Origin of the sequence: Shewanella sp. KJ2020, assembly GCF_024197625.1 — a bacterium.
Lineage (GTDB): Bacteria > Pseudomonadota > Gammaproteobacteria > Enterobacterales > Shewanellaceae > Shewanella.
In genome coordinates this window covers 152,187-168,050 of record NZ_JAKUKD010000011.1, presented here as the reverse complement: position 1 = coordinate 168,050, position 15,864 = coordinate 152,187, and the positions used below count along the sequence as shown (strand labels likewise).

Here is a 15,864-nt window from a genome sequence, read left to right as displayed (position 1 = left end):
TATCAGTTTAATTAACGGTATAGGATCAATGAGCGACTATAAATTTACTTTGAATTTGCCGGAAACAGAGTTTCCGATGCGTGGTAATTTGGCAAATCGCGAGCCAGAGATGTTAGAGCGCTGGACAAAAGACGGTCTGTACCAGCAGATCCGCGATAGCCGCATTGGCCGCACTCCCTTCATTTTGCATGATGGTCCACCCTATGCGAATGGCAGCATTCATATTGGTCACTCAGTAAATAAAATCCTTAAGGACATCATTGTTAAGTCAAAAAACCTATCCGGTTTTGATGCGCCTTATGTGCCTGGCTGGGATTGTCATGGCTTGCCTATTGAACTCAAAGTTGAACAAAAAGTTGGTAAGCCTGGCCAAAAAATCTCTGCGGCAGAATTTCGCGAAGAATGCCGTAAATACGCGGCTGAGCAAGTGAATGGCCAGCGGGAAGACTTCGTTCGCCTAGGTGTGCTCGGTGATTGGTACAATCCGTATCTCACTATGGATTTTTCAACCGAAGCCAATATCGTACGCTCTTTATCAAAAGTGATTGAAAACGGTCACTTGCACAAAGGGGTGAAGCCTGTTCACTGGTGTACTGACTGTGGTTCAGCACTTGCCGAAGCCGAAGTTGAATACGAAGACAAGACATCCCCCGCTATCGATGTGGCTTTTATTGCCGCAGATAGTAAGGCTGTTGCAGCTAAGTTCGGCGTAAGCGATTACTCACATCCAGTCGCAATGGTGATTTGGACTACTACGCCATGGACCTTGCCTGCAAACCGCGCTTTATCTATCAGCCCAGAGCTTGATTACAGCTTGGTTGAATTTGTTAAAGATGGCGTGACCCACGCGGTGATCTTAGCCGATGTGTTAGTTGAAGCTTGTATGACTCGTTATAGCGCCGAGAGCCACAGCGTGTTAGCCAAAGTAAAAGGCGCAGCACTTGAGCTGGTTCGCTTTAAGCATCCATTTTTAGCCTTTGATGTGCCTGCGATTTTAGGTGATCACGTGACAACCGATGCGGGTACCGGTGTGGTTCACACCGCCCCTGGCCACGGTCAAGACGACTTTGTTGTCGGTCAAAAATACGGTTTAGAAGTGGCAAACCCCGTTGGCGATAACGGTGTTTATAAGCCAGATACAGAATTTTTTGCTGGCCAACATGTCTTTAAAGCCAACGACAATGTCGTCGCGCTGCTGAAAGAAAAAGGCGCATTGCTGCACCATGTTGCCTATCGCCACAGCTATCCACATTGCTGGCGCCATAAGACACCGATTATTTTCCGCGCAACGCCGCAGTGGTTTATTTCTATGGATAACCACGGGTTGCGAGCGCAAGCATTGAAAGAAATTGAACAGGCCCAGTGGATCCCTGATTGGGGTCAGAGCCGTATCGAGAAGATGGTCGAAAATCGCCCGGATTGGTGTATCTCTCGTCAACGTACTTGGGGCGTGCCTATTACCTTATTTGTACATCGAGAAACCGAAGAATTACACCCAGATTCTGTCTCGTTAATGGCGCGGGTAGCCAATCGTATTGAACAACAAGGCATTCAAGCCTGGTGGGATCTAGATGCTGCCGAGTTGCTCGGTGACGAAGCGGAGCAATACCGTAAAGTGACTGATACTTTGGACGTTTGGTACGATTCAGGTTCGACTTTTGCCTCTGTTATTGCCGCTCGTCCTGAATTCCACGGACATGGCGTTGACTTATATCTTGAAGGTAGCGACCAACATCGTGGCTGGTTTATGTCATCGTTGATGATTTCGACAGCAATGAATGGCAAAGCACCATACAAACAAGTGCTTACCCACGGTTTTACCGTCGATGGCAAAGGCCGAAAGATGTCAAAATCGATCGGTAACGTGATTGCACCGCAAACGGTAACGAATAAATTAGGCGCCGATATTCTACGTCTATGGGTTGCAGCAACCGACTACAGCGGTGAAATGACGGTTTCCGATGAAATCTTAAACCGTAGCGCCGATGCTTATCGCCGTATTCGTAACACAGCTCGTTTCCTATTGGCCAACTTAAACGGTTTCGATCCTGCGAAGGATTTAGTTGCCGTTGAAGATATGGTGGCACTCGATCGTTGGGTTGTTCGCCGTGCGGCAGCGCTGCAGCAGGAAATCATTGAAGCTTACGAGCAATACAACTTCCATAGTGTGACACAGAAATTAATGCAGTTCTGTTCAGTTGAACTGGGCAGTTTCTACTTAGACATCATCAAAGATCGTCAGTATACGGCTAAGCAAGAAGGCCATGCGCGCCGTAGCTGTCAATCTGCACTGTTCCATATTGCTGAAGCTATGGTGCGCTGGATTGCGCCAATTTTAAGCTTTACCGCAGATGAAGTATGGCAATTATTGCCAGGTGAGCGCGATGCCTATGTCTTCACTCAAGAATGGTACCAAGGTCTTCAATCTATCACTTTAGCGACGGATCTGAGCGATGACTATTGGCAGCAATTGTTGACTGTGCGCAATGAAGTGAACAAGGTCATTGAGCAAGCTCGCCGTGATAAACGCATTGGTGGTTCATTAGAAGCGGAAGTGACTCTATTTGCCGATGCTGCGTTGACCGAACAATTAACCCATATCGGTGATGAACTGCGCTTTGTACTTTTGACCTCCGCAGCGAAAGTGTTACCGCTTGCTGATGCAACGACCGATGCGGTTGAAACTGAGCTGGCTTCATTGAAGTTATTAGTGACGGCAAGCGCTGCACAAAAGTGTGAGCGTTGTTGGCACCATAGGGAAGAAGTGGGCACCATTGAGGCCCACCCAACCCTCTGTACTCGTTGCGTAACAAACATTGAAGGCGACGGCGAAGTTCGTCAGTTTGCGTAAAGGATCTGTATGCCATTAACTTGGAAGGACAGTGGCTTACGTTGGTATTGGGTAGCTGTATTGGTGTTTTTGGCCGATCAGCTATCTAAGCAATGGGTCTTAGCCAATTTTGATTTGTTTGAATCTGTGCCGTTATTGCCCTTTTTTAATTTTACCTATGTCCGCAACTATGGTGCCGCTTTTAGTTTTTTAAGTGAAGCCGGTGGTTGGCAGCGTTGGCTGTTTACTATTATTGCTGTGGGGTTTAGCACTTTATTAACCCTTTGGTTGCGTAAGCAATCGGCTTCATTATGGAAACTGAACTTAGCTTATACCTTAGTGATAGGTGGCGCTTTAGGTAATTTAATCGATAGATTGGTGCATGGCTTTGTGGTGGACTTTATCGATTTTTATTGGGGAAAAAGCCATTATCCGGCTTTTAACATTGCCGACTCAGCGATTTTTATCGGTGCCGTATTAATCATTTGGGATTCATTCTTAAGCGGTAAATCCGAGCAAAATACAAGCGAAGGAGTGAAGTAGTGACTATTACACGTTCATTGTTGTGCCATATGAATATTGTGCTAGAAGATGGCTCAACGGCTGATAGTACTAAAGCTTCTGGTAAACCAGCGCGTTTGAATGTGGGCGATGGTACTTTGAGCCCTGCATTTGAGGCTCAACTAGCCAAACTGAACGAAGGGGATAAACACAGTTTTACCCTAGACGCTGTGGATGCCTTTGGCGAATCCAATCCTGATGCAATCCATTATATGGATAGAAGCCGTTTCCCTGCGGACATGACGTTAGAAGCGGGTGTGATTGTCAGTTTTGCCGGGCCAGGCGGCAGTGAGATCCCTGGCATTGTCCGTGATGTTGCGGGTGATTCAATTACTGTCGATCTGAACCATCCTTTGGCTGGGCACAAAATTACATTTGAACTGGACGTTGTAAAGGTACTTTAAAATGAAATTCGATCCTACCAGCCCTAGTTTGAATATTATGCTTGCCAACCCGCGTGGCTTTTGTGCAGGAGTGGATCGGGCGATTAGTATAGTCGAACGTGCACTTGAGCTATTTTCACCCCCGATTTATGTTCGCCATGAAGTGGTTCATAACCGTTATGTGGTGCAGAATCTTAAGGATCGGGGTGCTGTTTTTGTCGAAGAATTAGACCAAGTTCCTGATAACAATATTGTTATCTTTAGTGCCCATGGGGTTTCTCAAGCTGTAAGGGCAGAGGCCAAGGCGCGTGGCTTAAGGGTCTTCGATGCGACTTGCCCCTTAGTCACTAAAGTACATCTGCAAGTGACCCGTGCTAGCCGTAAAGGGATCGAATGTATTTTAATTGGCCATGAAGGTCACCCAGAAGTTGAAGGGACAATGGGTCAATATGATAACCCTAATGGCGGTGTTTATCTGATTGAATCCCCTGCAGATGTTGATACTCTAGTCGTTCGCAATCCCGATAATCTTTGCTTTGTAACCCAAACAACCCTATCGGTTGATGATACGCTAGATATTATTGCGGCTCTGCAAAAACGTTTCCCCTCTATCGAAGGGCCGCGTAAAGATGATATCTGTTATGCGACACAAAACCGTCAAGATGCGGTGCGCAATTTGTCTGCCGATGTGGATTTATTGATAGTTGTAGGTTCTAAGAACAGCTCTAACTCAAATCGGCTGCGTGAGTTGGCATTAAAAACGGGAACTCAATCATATCTCGTTGATACTGCGGATGATGTTGAATCAAGCTGGTTTAATAATGTGACACGTGTTGCTGTTACCGCTGGGGCGTCTGCACCTGAAGTATTAGTACAACAAGTGGTGCAAGCGATAGCCAAGTTGGCTCCAAGTGTTGTAACCGAAGTTGAAGGCCGTAAAGAAGACACTGTTTTTGCTGTTCCAGCTGAATTACGTTGATTCACTTCAATTAATCCACTTCAATCTAGCTAATAAAAAAGAGGCCTAAGGCCTCTTTTTTATTAGCTAGAATTTCCCAAATGCATACAAAGCATAATGGCATCAAGGCTTATATGCTATTGTTACTGGCTACTTACATTTTAGTCATCTATTATTAACTCCTGATGATGTTTTTATCGTAAGATTAAGATTTTTAAAGGGTAAATTGCTGAAAAGCTTGTCAAAAATATGACTAAATTCGAACATTTGACACAAAAGGGATTTCAACGGGGCTTCTCATTAATCGAAGTGCTTGTCGCATTGGTGATCTTAATTATCGGTTTAATAGGCATTTTTAACCTGCATATAGTCGCAAAGCGAAGTAGCTTCGAGTCATTCCAGCAGACGCAGGCCTCATATTATGCCAACGATATCATCAACCGGATGAAGCTTAATCGAACGCAGCTCGGTGGTTATGTAGGTGAATATACGGGGACTCCAGATGCTGCTGGGAAGGAATGTACTAACACCACTCTATGCAGTCCTACAGAATTACAGCAATGGGATATTTTTGAGTGGCAGTCAGCTCTCATTGGTGAAGCAGAAACTATTGGAACTCAAAATGTGGGTGGACTTGACTCTCCCACTGGTTGTATTCAAGTCACTAATAATGATGTTTTAGTGGTGATTGTATGGCGTGGAATACGTAAGACCAGTATTGATACATCAGCTATTGAGGACGTCTCTGATACATGTGGTGCGGATACGGAAAATCGCCGAATATTTTCCATTAAAACGGTGATCATATAGATGAAAATAGCAATTATGGTTATAGCAAAGATGAAACCGCAGTCAGGCATGTCACTTGTCGAATTGATGGTTGCTATGGTGATAGGTCTATTTTTAACGGCTGGCGTATTCACTATGTTTAATATGTCGTCATCAAATGTCACTACAACCAGTCAATTTAATCAATTACAGGAGAATGGGCGTATCGCATTAGCCATTATGGAACGGGATATCAGTCAGTTAGGTTTTATGGGGGACTTAACAGGGACTGATTTTATTATTGGAACAAATACAAATGTTGAGATAGCAGCCTTAACTTCTGATTGTGTTGGAGCTGGGTTAAATAATGCAACTTTACCTAATGATAAGCCTGCACATTTTAGGCGACTTTGGGGGTATGAAAACACTGCCACGAGTGAGTATCTCAGTTGTTTGGATTATGATGATGTGAGAGCTAATACTGATGTTTTGCAGTTAAAACGTTTCCTAGGTCCAAGTGTATTAAAGGGCGATAGCAATGCAATTTATGCCGCATCAAATTCATCACAAGTGGCTTTTTTTGTTGGACAGAACCCTGTTGCAACGATAGAAAACTCTAGGATTTGGGAGTATCAGCATCATGTGTACTTCATTGCAGATGACGCAAGTGGAATACCTATTTTGCGGCGTAAAACTTTAACCAGCACAGGTATGAGTAACGATGAGCAATTGGTTGAAGGTATAGAAAATATTCGGTTTTTGTATGGATTTGATAATGATGGTGATAGTACTCCTGATAGTTTTATGTCTGCTTCAAATGTGACTGAATTGATGTGGGATAATGAAGGATTTCAAAGACTTGTGGCTATTAAGGCTTTTATATTAGTTCGTTCTATTAATCAAGATAGAACTTATACCAATGAGACACAATATCAGCTTGGTGATAAGACAATAACTATCCCTGAAAATGACCACTATCGTCGTAAAATTATGTCCACAACAATAGTGCTGGAAAATCCAGTACTGATTCGTAGTTGACTGGAGTTGTGAATGAAGAAGCAAAAAGGTGTAGTGCTGTTTTTCGCATTAATTGTTTTGATCATTATGACGGTCATTGGTGTTGCTTTGGCTGTTAATTCAACACAGTCATTACGAATGTCTGGTGCAGGTACAGAAAGGATTGAGGCTAAGGCAATTGCTGACGGTGGCTTAGAGCAGATAATTTCTGATTATTCAGGAGCACTACTAGCTAATCTTAATGCAGAAACAGATACGGCTGTCTTTAGTGGGAATCAAAAGTTAACACCTTTGCCTGAAACTGGTGTGCGTGATGTTGGGTGTCAAAGAACTTCGAATGCAACGGGTGCGAATTTGGTTAGTTGTAGGAGAGTTGAGATTAGTAGTTCTGTGACTTTCGGTCGGGATAACCTTGGCTCGTTAACTGTTGTTTCGGGTGTCGAGCAGCAAGTGCTAACAGGAAATTAAAGTTATGTTGAAACAAATCTTTTGTGCTCTGATTGTTACAATGGTAACCATTACAGGGCAAATACATGCAGATGATACAGAGCTTTATCTTGTTGATTCCACAGTGAGAACTGGCAAGCGTCCACAAGTATTATTTATATTTGACAATTCAGGGAGTATGTCGACTGAAGATAGCAATGCAGTCAGTTCCTATTGCTCAGAGACCGAAGAAGCCGCTGGTGCTTGTTCGTATCCAGCAGGGTTTGAAGATTATTTAAATAATTACTCTGGTTATATAAATGAAAAGGGTACTTATTGGAATGCTGGGGGGATTGATAATACTAGCAATATGCCGACACCGGATGATCCTAATGATGGACGTCGTTTTTATAAAAGCAATAATAATTGTAATACAGCTGCGAAAGCGTTAGTTGAAAAAGGGCGTTATACAGGTTATTTACGTGAATATAAAAATAAGACATGGGAGCCATTAGCAAATAATAATGGTTTTAATCAAAATGATATTGTTGACTGCTTCGAGGATATTTTAAATGCAGATCCAAAAAATCCAGGGAATTACAAGGGAACTACATTTGCCGATGGCTATCCTATAAATACTAGTAAAAAATATACATCTGGCAGTGCAGAAAGTGATCGTTTAAATAGCTTGAATAACACCAGTTTTGGTACTGAAAGGCCTGTGACTCTTTATACCGCACATTATTTAGTATGGTATAAATGGGCTACTACTACCACTGACGGGCAGAATAGTGGTGGTACAGGCACTCGCTTAGATGTGGCAAAAAGTTCATTAAAGTCAGCACTAGAGTCATTAGCTATACCAATTGATGCAGCACTTGCTGTTTATAATTTAAATTATCCTTCTGAAAACTATGCAGATGGTGGTCGTATTATTTATGATATGAGTGAAATGACACAAACCAATAAAGCGTCATTAATTTCATTGATCAATGGAATGCCTGCTCAAACAAACACCCCCTTATGTGAAACATTATACGAGGCATATCAGTTTTTTAGTGGTGGCCCTGTAACATTTGGTAATGATGATAAGAATGCTACGGGAAATAATAAAATAGATGATTATACTCCCAATGCACCTCCAAGCATTTTAATGTCAGGTAATTATACGACTAAGTTTAAAACGTGCCCAGATACTGCATATATTATCTACATTACCGATGGTGCACCAACACTTGATCATGCAGCGGATCAATCAATACAGCTTTTAACCTCTAATGCTAAGGTTGTTGCTGATTATAGTACTACGGTATTTAAAAATGAACGAGGGGAAGATGAGTTTAGTTATATGCCTGCACTTGCTGCATATATGTATAATAATGATATTGTAGTAGGACCTAAGGATTCCAATGGTGTCGATAATAAACAAAATGTTAGATTATTTACCATTGGATTTTCTGATGGTGCAGATCAAGCCGCTTCACTTTTAGAGGAGGCGGCTTTTAGAGGTGGAAGTCCGAGGGTTAATGGTATTTCAAAAGGGTATTATGTTGCAAAAACAGGCTTAGACCTGATTGAGGCTATGAATGATGCTCTAAAATCAATTTTAACTATCGATTCATCTTTCACTTCACCTAGCATAGCCAGTAATAATTTTGATAAGACTCAAACCTATAACTCCGCTTACTTTGCGATGTTTTTACCAGGGAATGGACCTAGGTGGAGTGGGAATTTAAAGAAATTAAAAGTTAACTCTTCTGGTGAAATCGTTGGCCCAGGTGGTGTGGCTGGCGCAATAGATACAAATGGCAATATATCAAGTACAACGTGTACTTATTGGAATACTTGTGCTGCAGATAATATTGATGGAAATAAAGTTAAATCTGGGGGTGTATTGCCAGCATTAAGAACAGCATTAAAAAATAGAAAAATATACACAAATAGTGGAAGTGGATTGACTCTTGTTAATAGCGTGTCGGAGTCAAGTATGTATTCTCTGTTTGGAAGCCCTTTAACCGATTCTGTTTCTGATCTTGTAACCGAAAATCGTGACTGGATTTATGGTGTGGACGTGGATGATGAGGATAATGATGAGGATTATTCTGATCCAAGGGAAGATATCATGGGAGATCCATTACATTCAAAGCCATTAGCAATTAATTTTGGAAATAAACCATCTAAAGATACAGATGGGAATGTGACTTCTGATAATCTTGATGTTCGAATTTTAGTTGGCACTAATCAGGGATTAGTGCATATGTTTAAGGACTCTGATACTGGTAGTGGAGATTATTCTGTCGGTTCAGTATCAGAATCTTGGGCATTTATTCCCTCAGAACTTTTGCATAATATACCTGTTTTAAGGCAAGATGATTCAACTGGAAGCCATGATGTTTACGGCATGGATTTATCACCTGTAGCCTATACTGAAGTAGATTCAGATGGGAAGGTTAATAAAGCTTGGGTATTTTTAGGTATGCGACGCGGTGGTACTTCTTATTATGCATTAGATATAACATCACCAGACTCTCCAGCATATAAGTGGAAAATTGATTCATCGACTACTAAATTTGAGGACCTTGGACAATCATGGTCAGAACCTGTGGTGACTTTTATTGCTGGAAATACTAAGCCAGTACTTATTTTTGGTGGAGGCATGGCCTCGTCGGATGGTTCTGGATCTGCTATTTATATAGTTGATGCTGAGACTGGTGCTTATAAATATAGTTTTACAGCTACTGGGATGGGGAGTGTCCCTAATAAGGTTGCGATATTAGATAGTAATAATGATGGATTAACAGACCGAATCTATGCAACGGATATTGATGGTAATGTTTGGCGTATGGATTTACCTTCGGCAGTTGATTCTACTTGGTCTATTTTTAAGTTTGCATCAATTAGTTCTGACAGTTCGCCAAATAATAGAATGTTTTTCGCTGAACCTACGGTTGCCCAAACCCAATTTAATAATCTTCATTCAGAAAATGGTGTTTTGTCATATCAAAATATTCCATATGATGCAGTTACTGTAGGGACTGGAAACAGAACGCATCCGTTAGACACTACTACCAATGATATGTTTTACGTCTTTCAGGATAGGAATGTAGTTACAAAGCAATACACTGGTACTGATGTGCCATTATCTTTGACGATTTCAAATTTATATGACGTCACATCATCAGCCCCAGCATCGCAAAGCGAAAATATTGCTTTTGGTGAAAAAAGAGGTTGGTACTATGATTTTCCTGCGGCAGGTGAGAAGAGTCTTTCTTCCTCATTAATATTCGATGGGAAAGTTTATTTTACTTCATTTGTTCCCCCTACTAATCAAGCAGTAGATTTAGATGCCGGAGTTTGTGGTTTTTCTGGGCAAGGTAGACTCTATGTTTTTGATTTACATAAAGGTACAAGGACATCCAGTACACTCTACTATGAAGTAGGAGAGCGTGTTCCCGATACTCCGCAGATTGTTATTCCAAAACCTGAGGATGGTAAGGAAGCCGAAGCTTATGTAATTGGCGTCGGTAAAGGGGAGTGTGAAAATGGTGAATGTAAGGGCACTATTGGACTCGGTGGTGGCTTAGATACCAATAAAATTTATTACCATATTGATGAGTGATGATGTTGATGAAAAAGAAGAATAGTTCACAGGGCTTTACTTTAATTGAAGTGATGATTGCAGTTGTTATTATTGGTATTTTAGCTGCGATTGCCTATCCATCGTATATTGACTACATCATTAAGAGTGGGCGTTCGGAAGGTGTTGCTGCGGTAATGAATGTGGCAAATTTGCAGGAGCAGTATTATTTGGATAATCGTGCTTATACGACGGATATGACAAAGCTTGGCCTATCAGCTAGCCCCTTTCTTACTGAGCATGGATATTATAGTGTTGCTTCTGCTGGTACGAGCTCGTTTACGATTACGGCAACAGCGAAAGGGAGGCAAGCAAGCCGAGATTCCACCTGTGCAACTATTACTATGACATCAGCGGGTGTAAAAGGCCCATCAGCGGAGTGTTGGAAATGAGCAGATCTCTTATTGGTTTAGTGTTAGGTATTTTTTCTTGTATGTCCGTTGCAGCTACGAGTGAATCAGCACAGGACTATAAATGCCACATTACGGCATCTAAAGGTGATAAGGTGGTTTTTTATCGTTGGAAGGTAAAAGACGTTAACCTGAATATTGCCAGTTTACCAGGCAAGCAGCTAACCGCCTCAGATGGTAAAAAGTATTTTATTAAAGATGTCGTCGAGTGCGTTCCTCTAAGCCAAGAATTTACCAGTGACGAGAGCAAGCAATTAGATAAAATTACGCTTAGATAAATACTCATTCGAAATTGGTGATTAACAGCTGCTGCCATTAGCGCCGTATGAAATGATGCCACCAACATTTACTATAACGCCCTTTGATTCCGCGGTTTTTCCTCCGGGACAATAAATTAATGTTCCTCCAGAAGAAAGGCCGTCAGCGGAGAATGTTAGCGAATCAACAGAACCTGTAATTTTGTCACTCGAATGGAAACCGTCAATAGCCCGCAATTCTTTATCAGTCCCAATATATACACGAATTCCTTTGCTCCAGTCAGCACTTGCATCACATGATGAGGCACTCCCAAAGGGGCATACATTCACTGTGGTCCCATAGCTCACCGCCTGATTGCGGGCAAAAACCATAATGTCATGGATTTTTGTAATATTATTATTTACCCGCATACCTTCGTAGAGAGAAACCAGTGACGGTACTCCAATGGTTAATAAAATTGCTGCAACTGCAATAGTGACCATTAATTCAACTAAGGTAAAACCAGCCATTTTGTTCTGCATACGAGCTATCCTCACTAATACTCTATAGAGTATAAGCGAGAATGCTGTTGATTTCAGTATCTAACGAGTGCCTTTTTAATCTTATGTTTTTGATATGAAATAGCTTCCTTGTGATGATATTAAGTATGGTTCACTCTCAAGATATAAACGCTTAATTGTTATCTTAGTGCTTAGGTTAAGTGCAATTTATATTACTATCCGTTGAAATACGTGTTCTACCAGCTTGATTAATAACGATTGCTTGTGAATATGGACTTGTCGGGCTGGATGGACAATATTTAAGCGTTCCATTGGTGCCAGAAGCTAATCCATCGGGTAAAAAACGAATGACTGCACGATTGTATTTAACAGTATCTTTTGAGTGAAAAGCATTGGTTGTATAGATCTTTTTATCACTGCTATCTAGTTGATTGTTATTATTCATGTCAATGAAAACGGTGAGGCCTACTTGCCAGTTTGAATCGCATTTATCATCGATAAGAGCGCAGACTGTTACCTTACTATTGAAGGAGATGGCTTGATTGCGTGCGAACTGCAATGTTTGTTGGATCACTCGTATACTGCTATCGGCTCGATATCGGGTATAAAAATCTGTCAATGGTGGCGCACCTATGGCCAATAGGATTGCAGATACTGAAAGCGTGGTAATAAGTTCGATAAGGCTAAAGCCTTTTGGATAAATGCTCATAACACTTCCTTGTTTGTATTGCGCTTGCATCCCGCGAGCGAATGGGTCGAGAACGACGAGAGTATAAGTATAAAATCTTTGAGCTTCAGCAGGGGGCTTTTTTTAGACTGTTATGTGCTAACCGCAGTTTTGTAGAAACTGTGTTTTATGAGCAAAGCAGCGTATGTGCTTCAATATTGACGTAAGCCCGTGTAAGCTAGTGCTATTCTGTTTGATTATGTTAATGCAAGTGCCGAGGAATTTTTGATGAAAAAAGTTGAAGCCATTATTAAGCCTTTTAAATTAGATGATGTGCGCGAGTCACTTGCTGAGATTGGTATTACAGGGATGACAGTGCTAGAGGTAAAAGGTTTTGGACGCCAAAAGGGGCACACTGAATTATATCGTGGTGCTGAATATATGGTGGATTTTTTACCTAAAGTGAAGATTGAACTAGTTATCCAAGATGAGCTTGTTGACCAAGCGATTGATGTTATTGTCGAAACCGCTCGTACTGGTAAAATTGGTGACGGTAAAATTTTTGTGACCGATGTTGAGCGTGTTATTCGCATCCGCACGGGTGAAGAAAACGAAGAGGCTGTATAATCCATCATAATGATTTTAAAGGGCCTTAAGGCCCTTTTTTATTGGGCTTAAAGCGTTCTTGGCATCTACTCTATATGCCACATTCTGAAAGATCTTTAATGGAAAATAGCCCACTTTACTTGACTAAAGTAGTTATCTCTTATCTGTAACATGGTATAACTTAGCCTCTTAAATGGGTTATCGAGGTTGTTATTTTGGCTACAAAAAGAATAGTGATTGTGGGTGGTGGCGCCGCCGGTTTAGCGCTTGCATCTAAGTTGGGCCGAAAATGGGGCGGTAGTGATGTCGTCGATGTGTGCTTAATTGACAAAAGTCCTATTCATATATGGAAGCCTAAATTACATGAAGTCGCAGTTGGTGTGATAGATCAATCAATTGAGGGATTACTCTATCGTGATCATGGGCTTAAAAATGGCTATCGCTATATTCGAGGCGAAATAGAACAATGCGAACCCGATGCTAAGATTATTCAATTAGCTGCGGTCTATAGTGATGACGGCGAGATGCTGTTAGCGCCACGGCAAATAGAGTATGACTATTTAGTGCTTGCATTGGGTGGTGTCTCGAATAGTTTCAACACCTTAGGGGCAGAAGAGCATTGTATATTTCTCGATAGCTTAGAAAATGCGAATCTGTTCCACCATAAATTGCTTGATGCTTTGCTGCAGCTAAATGAAACACAGGAAAGAGTCAGTATCGGTATTGTGGGCGCTGGGGCTACAGGGGTTGAATTAGCCGCCGAGCTTCACCATGTGATTGAATCAGTTAAAGAATATGGTTATCTCAACATTTCGAAGCATCATCTCGATGTACATTTGATTGAGGCCTCCCCAAAAATACTTCCGCAGTTGCCTGAGCGAGTGAGCGCTAGAGCTCAAGCAGTGCTTGATAAAATTGGTATACGTTTACATATTGGTGTGCAAGTAAAGGAAGTGACACGTAATGGTTTTATCACCCAAGATGGCGATGTGATTGAGGCCGGATTAAAAGTATGGGCTGCAGGGGTTAAAGGACCTAAAGCTTTTCAAAATTTCACAAAGCTCCCCATCACAGCGCGCAACCAAGTTGAGGTCGACACTTGTATGCGGGTAAAAGGGCATCAGGACATTTATGCCCTCGGTGACTGCGCTTTGTTAATCCTTGAATCGGGCCAAGCGGTTCCTCCAAGAGCTCAAGCTGCAGCCCAGATGGCTGATACTTTATTCAACAATATTGTTAATCGGTTACAGGGGAAATCAGAAAAGGCCTTTGAATATAAAGATTATGGTTCACTGGTGTCATTGAGCCGCTTTTCTGCTGTGGGAAATTTGATGGGGAACTTACGCTCTGGCACTTTCTTTGTTGAAGGCCATATTGCACGAGTTATGTATATCTCTTTATATCAAAGGCACTTAGCGAGTCTTTATGGTTGGTTTTCAGCGATCGTTTATCGCATTGCACAAAAACTATTAAAGTGGCAACGGCCTAAACTTAAATTACATTAAAATTAGTGGCTTATTAAATAAAAACAGAGAGCATTTGCTCTCTGTTTTCGTTTAGAACATTGGATAATGTTAGCGTTTTGGTGCTGCGGATGAATCGCGGATCACAGGCTCAGGTGTAAAGGTTTTCGCATATTTTGCATCTTGCTCTCGGCGTTTTGCGATAAGTAGCTCTGTTGCAACCTGGGCAATTTCAGAATTGGGTTGATGCACTGTGGTGAGTTTAGGCCAAGTTTGACGGGAGAAAGGGCTGTCTTCGAAGCCGACAATCGAAAGATCCGAGGGGATATCTAACCCTGCTAAACGGGCCGCAAAAAGTGCCCCGGCGGCGATTTCATCGTTACATGCGACTATCGCCGTAGGGCGATGTTTAAGCTTGATAAGACTGTTAGCGCCTTCAACACCAGACTCAAATGAATACTTCCCTTCAATTATGTAATCTTCATTCAGAGCTAAATGGTTTTTTGTTAATGCTTGTTTATAACCGAGTAATCGTTCCTTGGTCGATTCGTGATGCAAATCACCACTTAAGAATGCGATTTCTTTATGGCCTAAATCGATTAAATGCTGGGTGATTTCGATAGCACCGGATTTATCGTTAACAAGAATGGTGAGCCCATCCTGATCTTTTACGTTTTCGCCTGCGATGATACGAACGTAATTAGCATCAATTTCACTCAGCGCTTTAAGTACGGTTGGGTCTTCAGAAAGGGGAGGCGTTAGCACTAAACCTGCGAGTCTTGAGTACTTTACGAGGGCCGTTAGCTCTTCACATATTGACGCAGATTTTGCATTGCAGGGATGAATAACCAGCTCATATCCTTTGTCTTTACAGGCCGACAGAATCCCATTTTGCATATCAATAATGTAATAGGCGTTGGGATTATCATAAATAAAACCAATGGCATAGGATTTTGTCCCCGCGAGATTTCTCGCCGCGAGATTAGGCTGATAATTTAGTGCTTTGATAGCCTCATTAACTTTATCAACCGTGGCCTGCTTCACCGATGGTTCGTTATTCGTGACACGGGATACTGTCTTAATTGACACTCCAGCATATTTAGCTACGTCGTTGATGGTGACTTTCATTGATGTAAAAACTCTTTATCTAAGATCGCGAAGGGCTAGCTGTTCCATGAACGTAAATGCTTTAACAGCAATTTACAAGCTTACATTTTCGTAGCCATTTTTATATTTGTGGGACTTATAGTGCGAGCATTTAAGGTGCTTAGCAATGGCAGATTGTTACAAACTGGCATTATTTTCATTCTGTTACGGGAGAGTTGATGGTTGTAATTTTACACCTATTTTTATAACTGCATGTTTTATAATTGAAATTCA

15 protein-coding genes are annotated in these 15,864 nt (G+C 41.7%); 12 read left to right on the top strand and 3 right to left on the bottom strand.

All coding sequences use genetic code 11. The features are described from left to right. The first annotated feature begins 28 nt into the window (after nt 1-28). The 10 genes from ileS to MJO46_RS07155 all read left to right on the top strand — a co-directional run bounded on the left by ileS (nt 29) and on the right by MJO46_RS07155 (nt 11,268). Complete coding sequence (ileS, locus tag MJO46_RS07200; protein ID WP_253988733.1) at nt 29-2,851, top strand: isoleucine--tRNA ligase; 2,823 nt, start codon at nt 29-31, stop codon at nt 2,849-2,851. Nucleotides 2,852-2,860: 9 nt separating this feature from the next. Continuing rightward, entirely contained in the window at nt 2,861-3,373 is a 513-nt protein-coding gene (gene lspA / locus MJO46_RS07195; protein WP_253988732.1) for a signal peptidase II, read from the top strand. Further along, on the top strand, nt 3,373-3,795 hold the full coding sequence (gene fkpB, locus MJO46_RS07190; protein WP_253988731.1) for an FKBP-type peptidyl-prolyl cis-trans isomerase: 423 nt from the start codon (nt 3,373-3,375) through the stop codon (nt 3,793-3,795). The genes lspA and fkpB overlap by 1 nt, the downstream gene beginning before the upstream one ends. A 28-nt stretch (nt 3,796-3,823) precedes the next feature. Continuing rightward, nucleotides 3,824-4,753 (top strand): 4-hydroxy-3-methylbut-2-enyl diphosphate reductase, encoded by a 930-nt coding sequence (ispH, locus tag MJO46_RS07185; protein ID WP_253988759.1) that lies wholly within the window; start codon nt 3,824-3,826, stop codon nt 4,751-4,753. A 228-nt stretch (nt 4,754-4,981) separates the two neighbouring features. Further along, nucleotides 4,982-5,542 carry a type IV pilus modification protein PilV gene (gene pilV / locus MJO46_RS07180; protein ID WP_253988730.1) on the top strand — a complete coding sequence of 187 codons (561 nt, stop codon included), beginning with the start codon at nt 4,982-4,984 and terminating at the stop codon, nt 5,540-5,542. Beyond that, nucleotides 5,543-6,538, top strand: a complete 996-nt coding sequence (locus MJO46_RS07175) for a PilW family protein (RefSeq protein WP_253988729.1) — start codon at nt 5,543-5,545, stop codon at nt 6,536-6,538. Nucleotides 6,539-6,550: 12 nt separating this feature from the next. Beyond that, nucleotides 6,551-6,985, top strand: coding sequence for a PilX N-terminal domain-containing pilus assembly protein (locus MJO46_RS07170; protein ID WP_253988728.1), 435 nt, complete (start codon nt 6,551-6,553; stop codon nt 6,983-6,985). Nucleotides 6,986-6,989: 4 nt separating this feature from the next. Further along, nucleotides 6,990-10,562 (top strand): pilus assembly protein, encoded by a 3,573-nt coding sequence (locus MJO46_RS07165; RefSeq protein WP_253988727.1) that lies wholly within the window; start codon nt 6,990-6,992, stop codon nt 10,560-10,562. An 8-nt stretch (nt 10,563-10,570) separates the two neighbouring features. Beyond that, a complete protein-coding gene (locus MJO46_RS07160) occupies nt 10,571-10,972 on the top strand; it encodes a type IV pilin protein (RefSeq protein WP_253988726.1) in 402 nt (133 codons plus the stop codon). Beyond that, on the top strand, nt 10,969-11,268 hold the full coding sequence (locus tag MJO46_RS07155) for a TapY2 family type IVa secretion system protein (RefSeq protein WP_253988725.1): 300 nt from the start codon (nt 10,969-10,971) through the stop codon (nt 11,266-11,268). The genes MJO46_RS07160 and MJO46_RS07155 overlap by 4 nt, the downstream gene beginning before the upstream one ends. Nucleotides 11,269-11,289: 21 nt before the next feature. Here the strand turns inward: MJO46_RS07155 and MJO46_RS07150 are convergent, their stop codons facing one another. Continuing rightward, complete coding sequence (locus tag MJO46_RS07150) at nt 11,290-11,769, bottom strand: GspH/FimT family pseudopilin (protein ID WP_253988724.1); 480 nt, start codon at nt 11,767-11,769, stop codon at nt 11,290-11,292. A gap of 175 nt (nt 11,770-11,944) precedes the next feature. Next, nucleotides 11,945-12,457 (bottom strand): GspH/FimT family pseudopilin, encoded by a 513-nt coding sequence (locus MJO46_RS07145; RefSeq protein WP_253988723.1) that lies wholly within the window; start codon nt 12,455-12,457, stop codon nt 11,945-11,947. A 246-nt stretch (nt 12,458-12,703) separates the two neighbouring features. On the opposite strand from MJO46_RS07145, the gene glnB reads away from it, so the two are divergent. Both glnB and MJO46_RS07135 read left to right on the top strand, forming a co-directional pair. Then, complete coding sequence (glnB, locus tag MJO46_RS07140) at nt 12,704-13,042, top strand: nitrogen regulatory protein P-II (protein WP_198782608.1); 339 nt, start codon at nt 12,704-12,706, stop codon at nt 13,040-13,042. Between the two features lie 194 nt (nt 13,043-13,236). Further along, nucleotides 13,237-14,526, top strand: a complete 1,290-nt coding sequence (locus MJO46_RS07135) for an NAD(P)/FAD-dependent oxidoreductase (RefSeq protein WP_253988722.1) — start codon at nt 13,237-13,239, stop codon at nt 14,524-14,526. Between the two features lie 69 nt (nt 14,527-14,595). Here the strand turns inward: MJO46_RS07135 and MJO46_RS07130 are convergent, their stop codons facing one another. Then, nucleotides 14,596-15,612, bottom strand: a complete 1,017-nt coding sequence (locus MJO46_RS07130) for a LacI family DNA-binding transcriptional regulator (RefSeq protein ID WP_253988721.1) — start codon at nt 15,610-15,612, stop codon at nt 14,596-14,598. Nucleotides 15,613-15,864 lie beyond the last annotated feature (252 nt).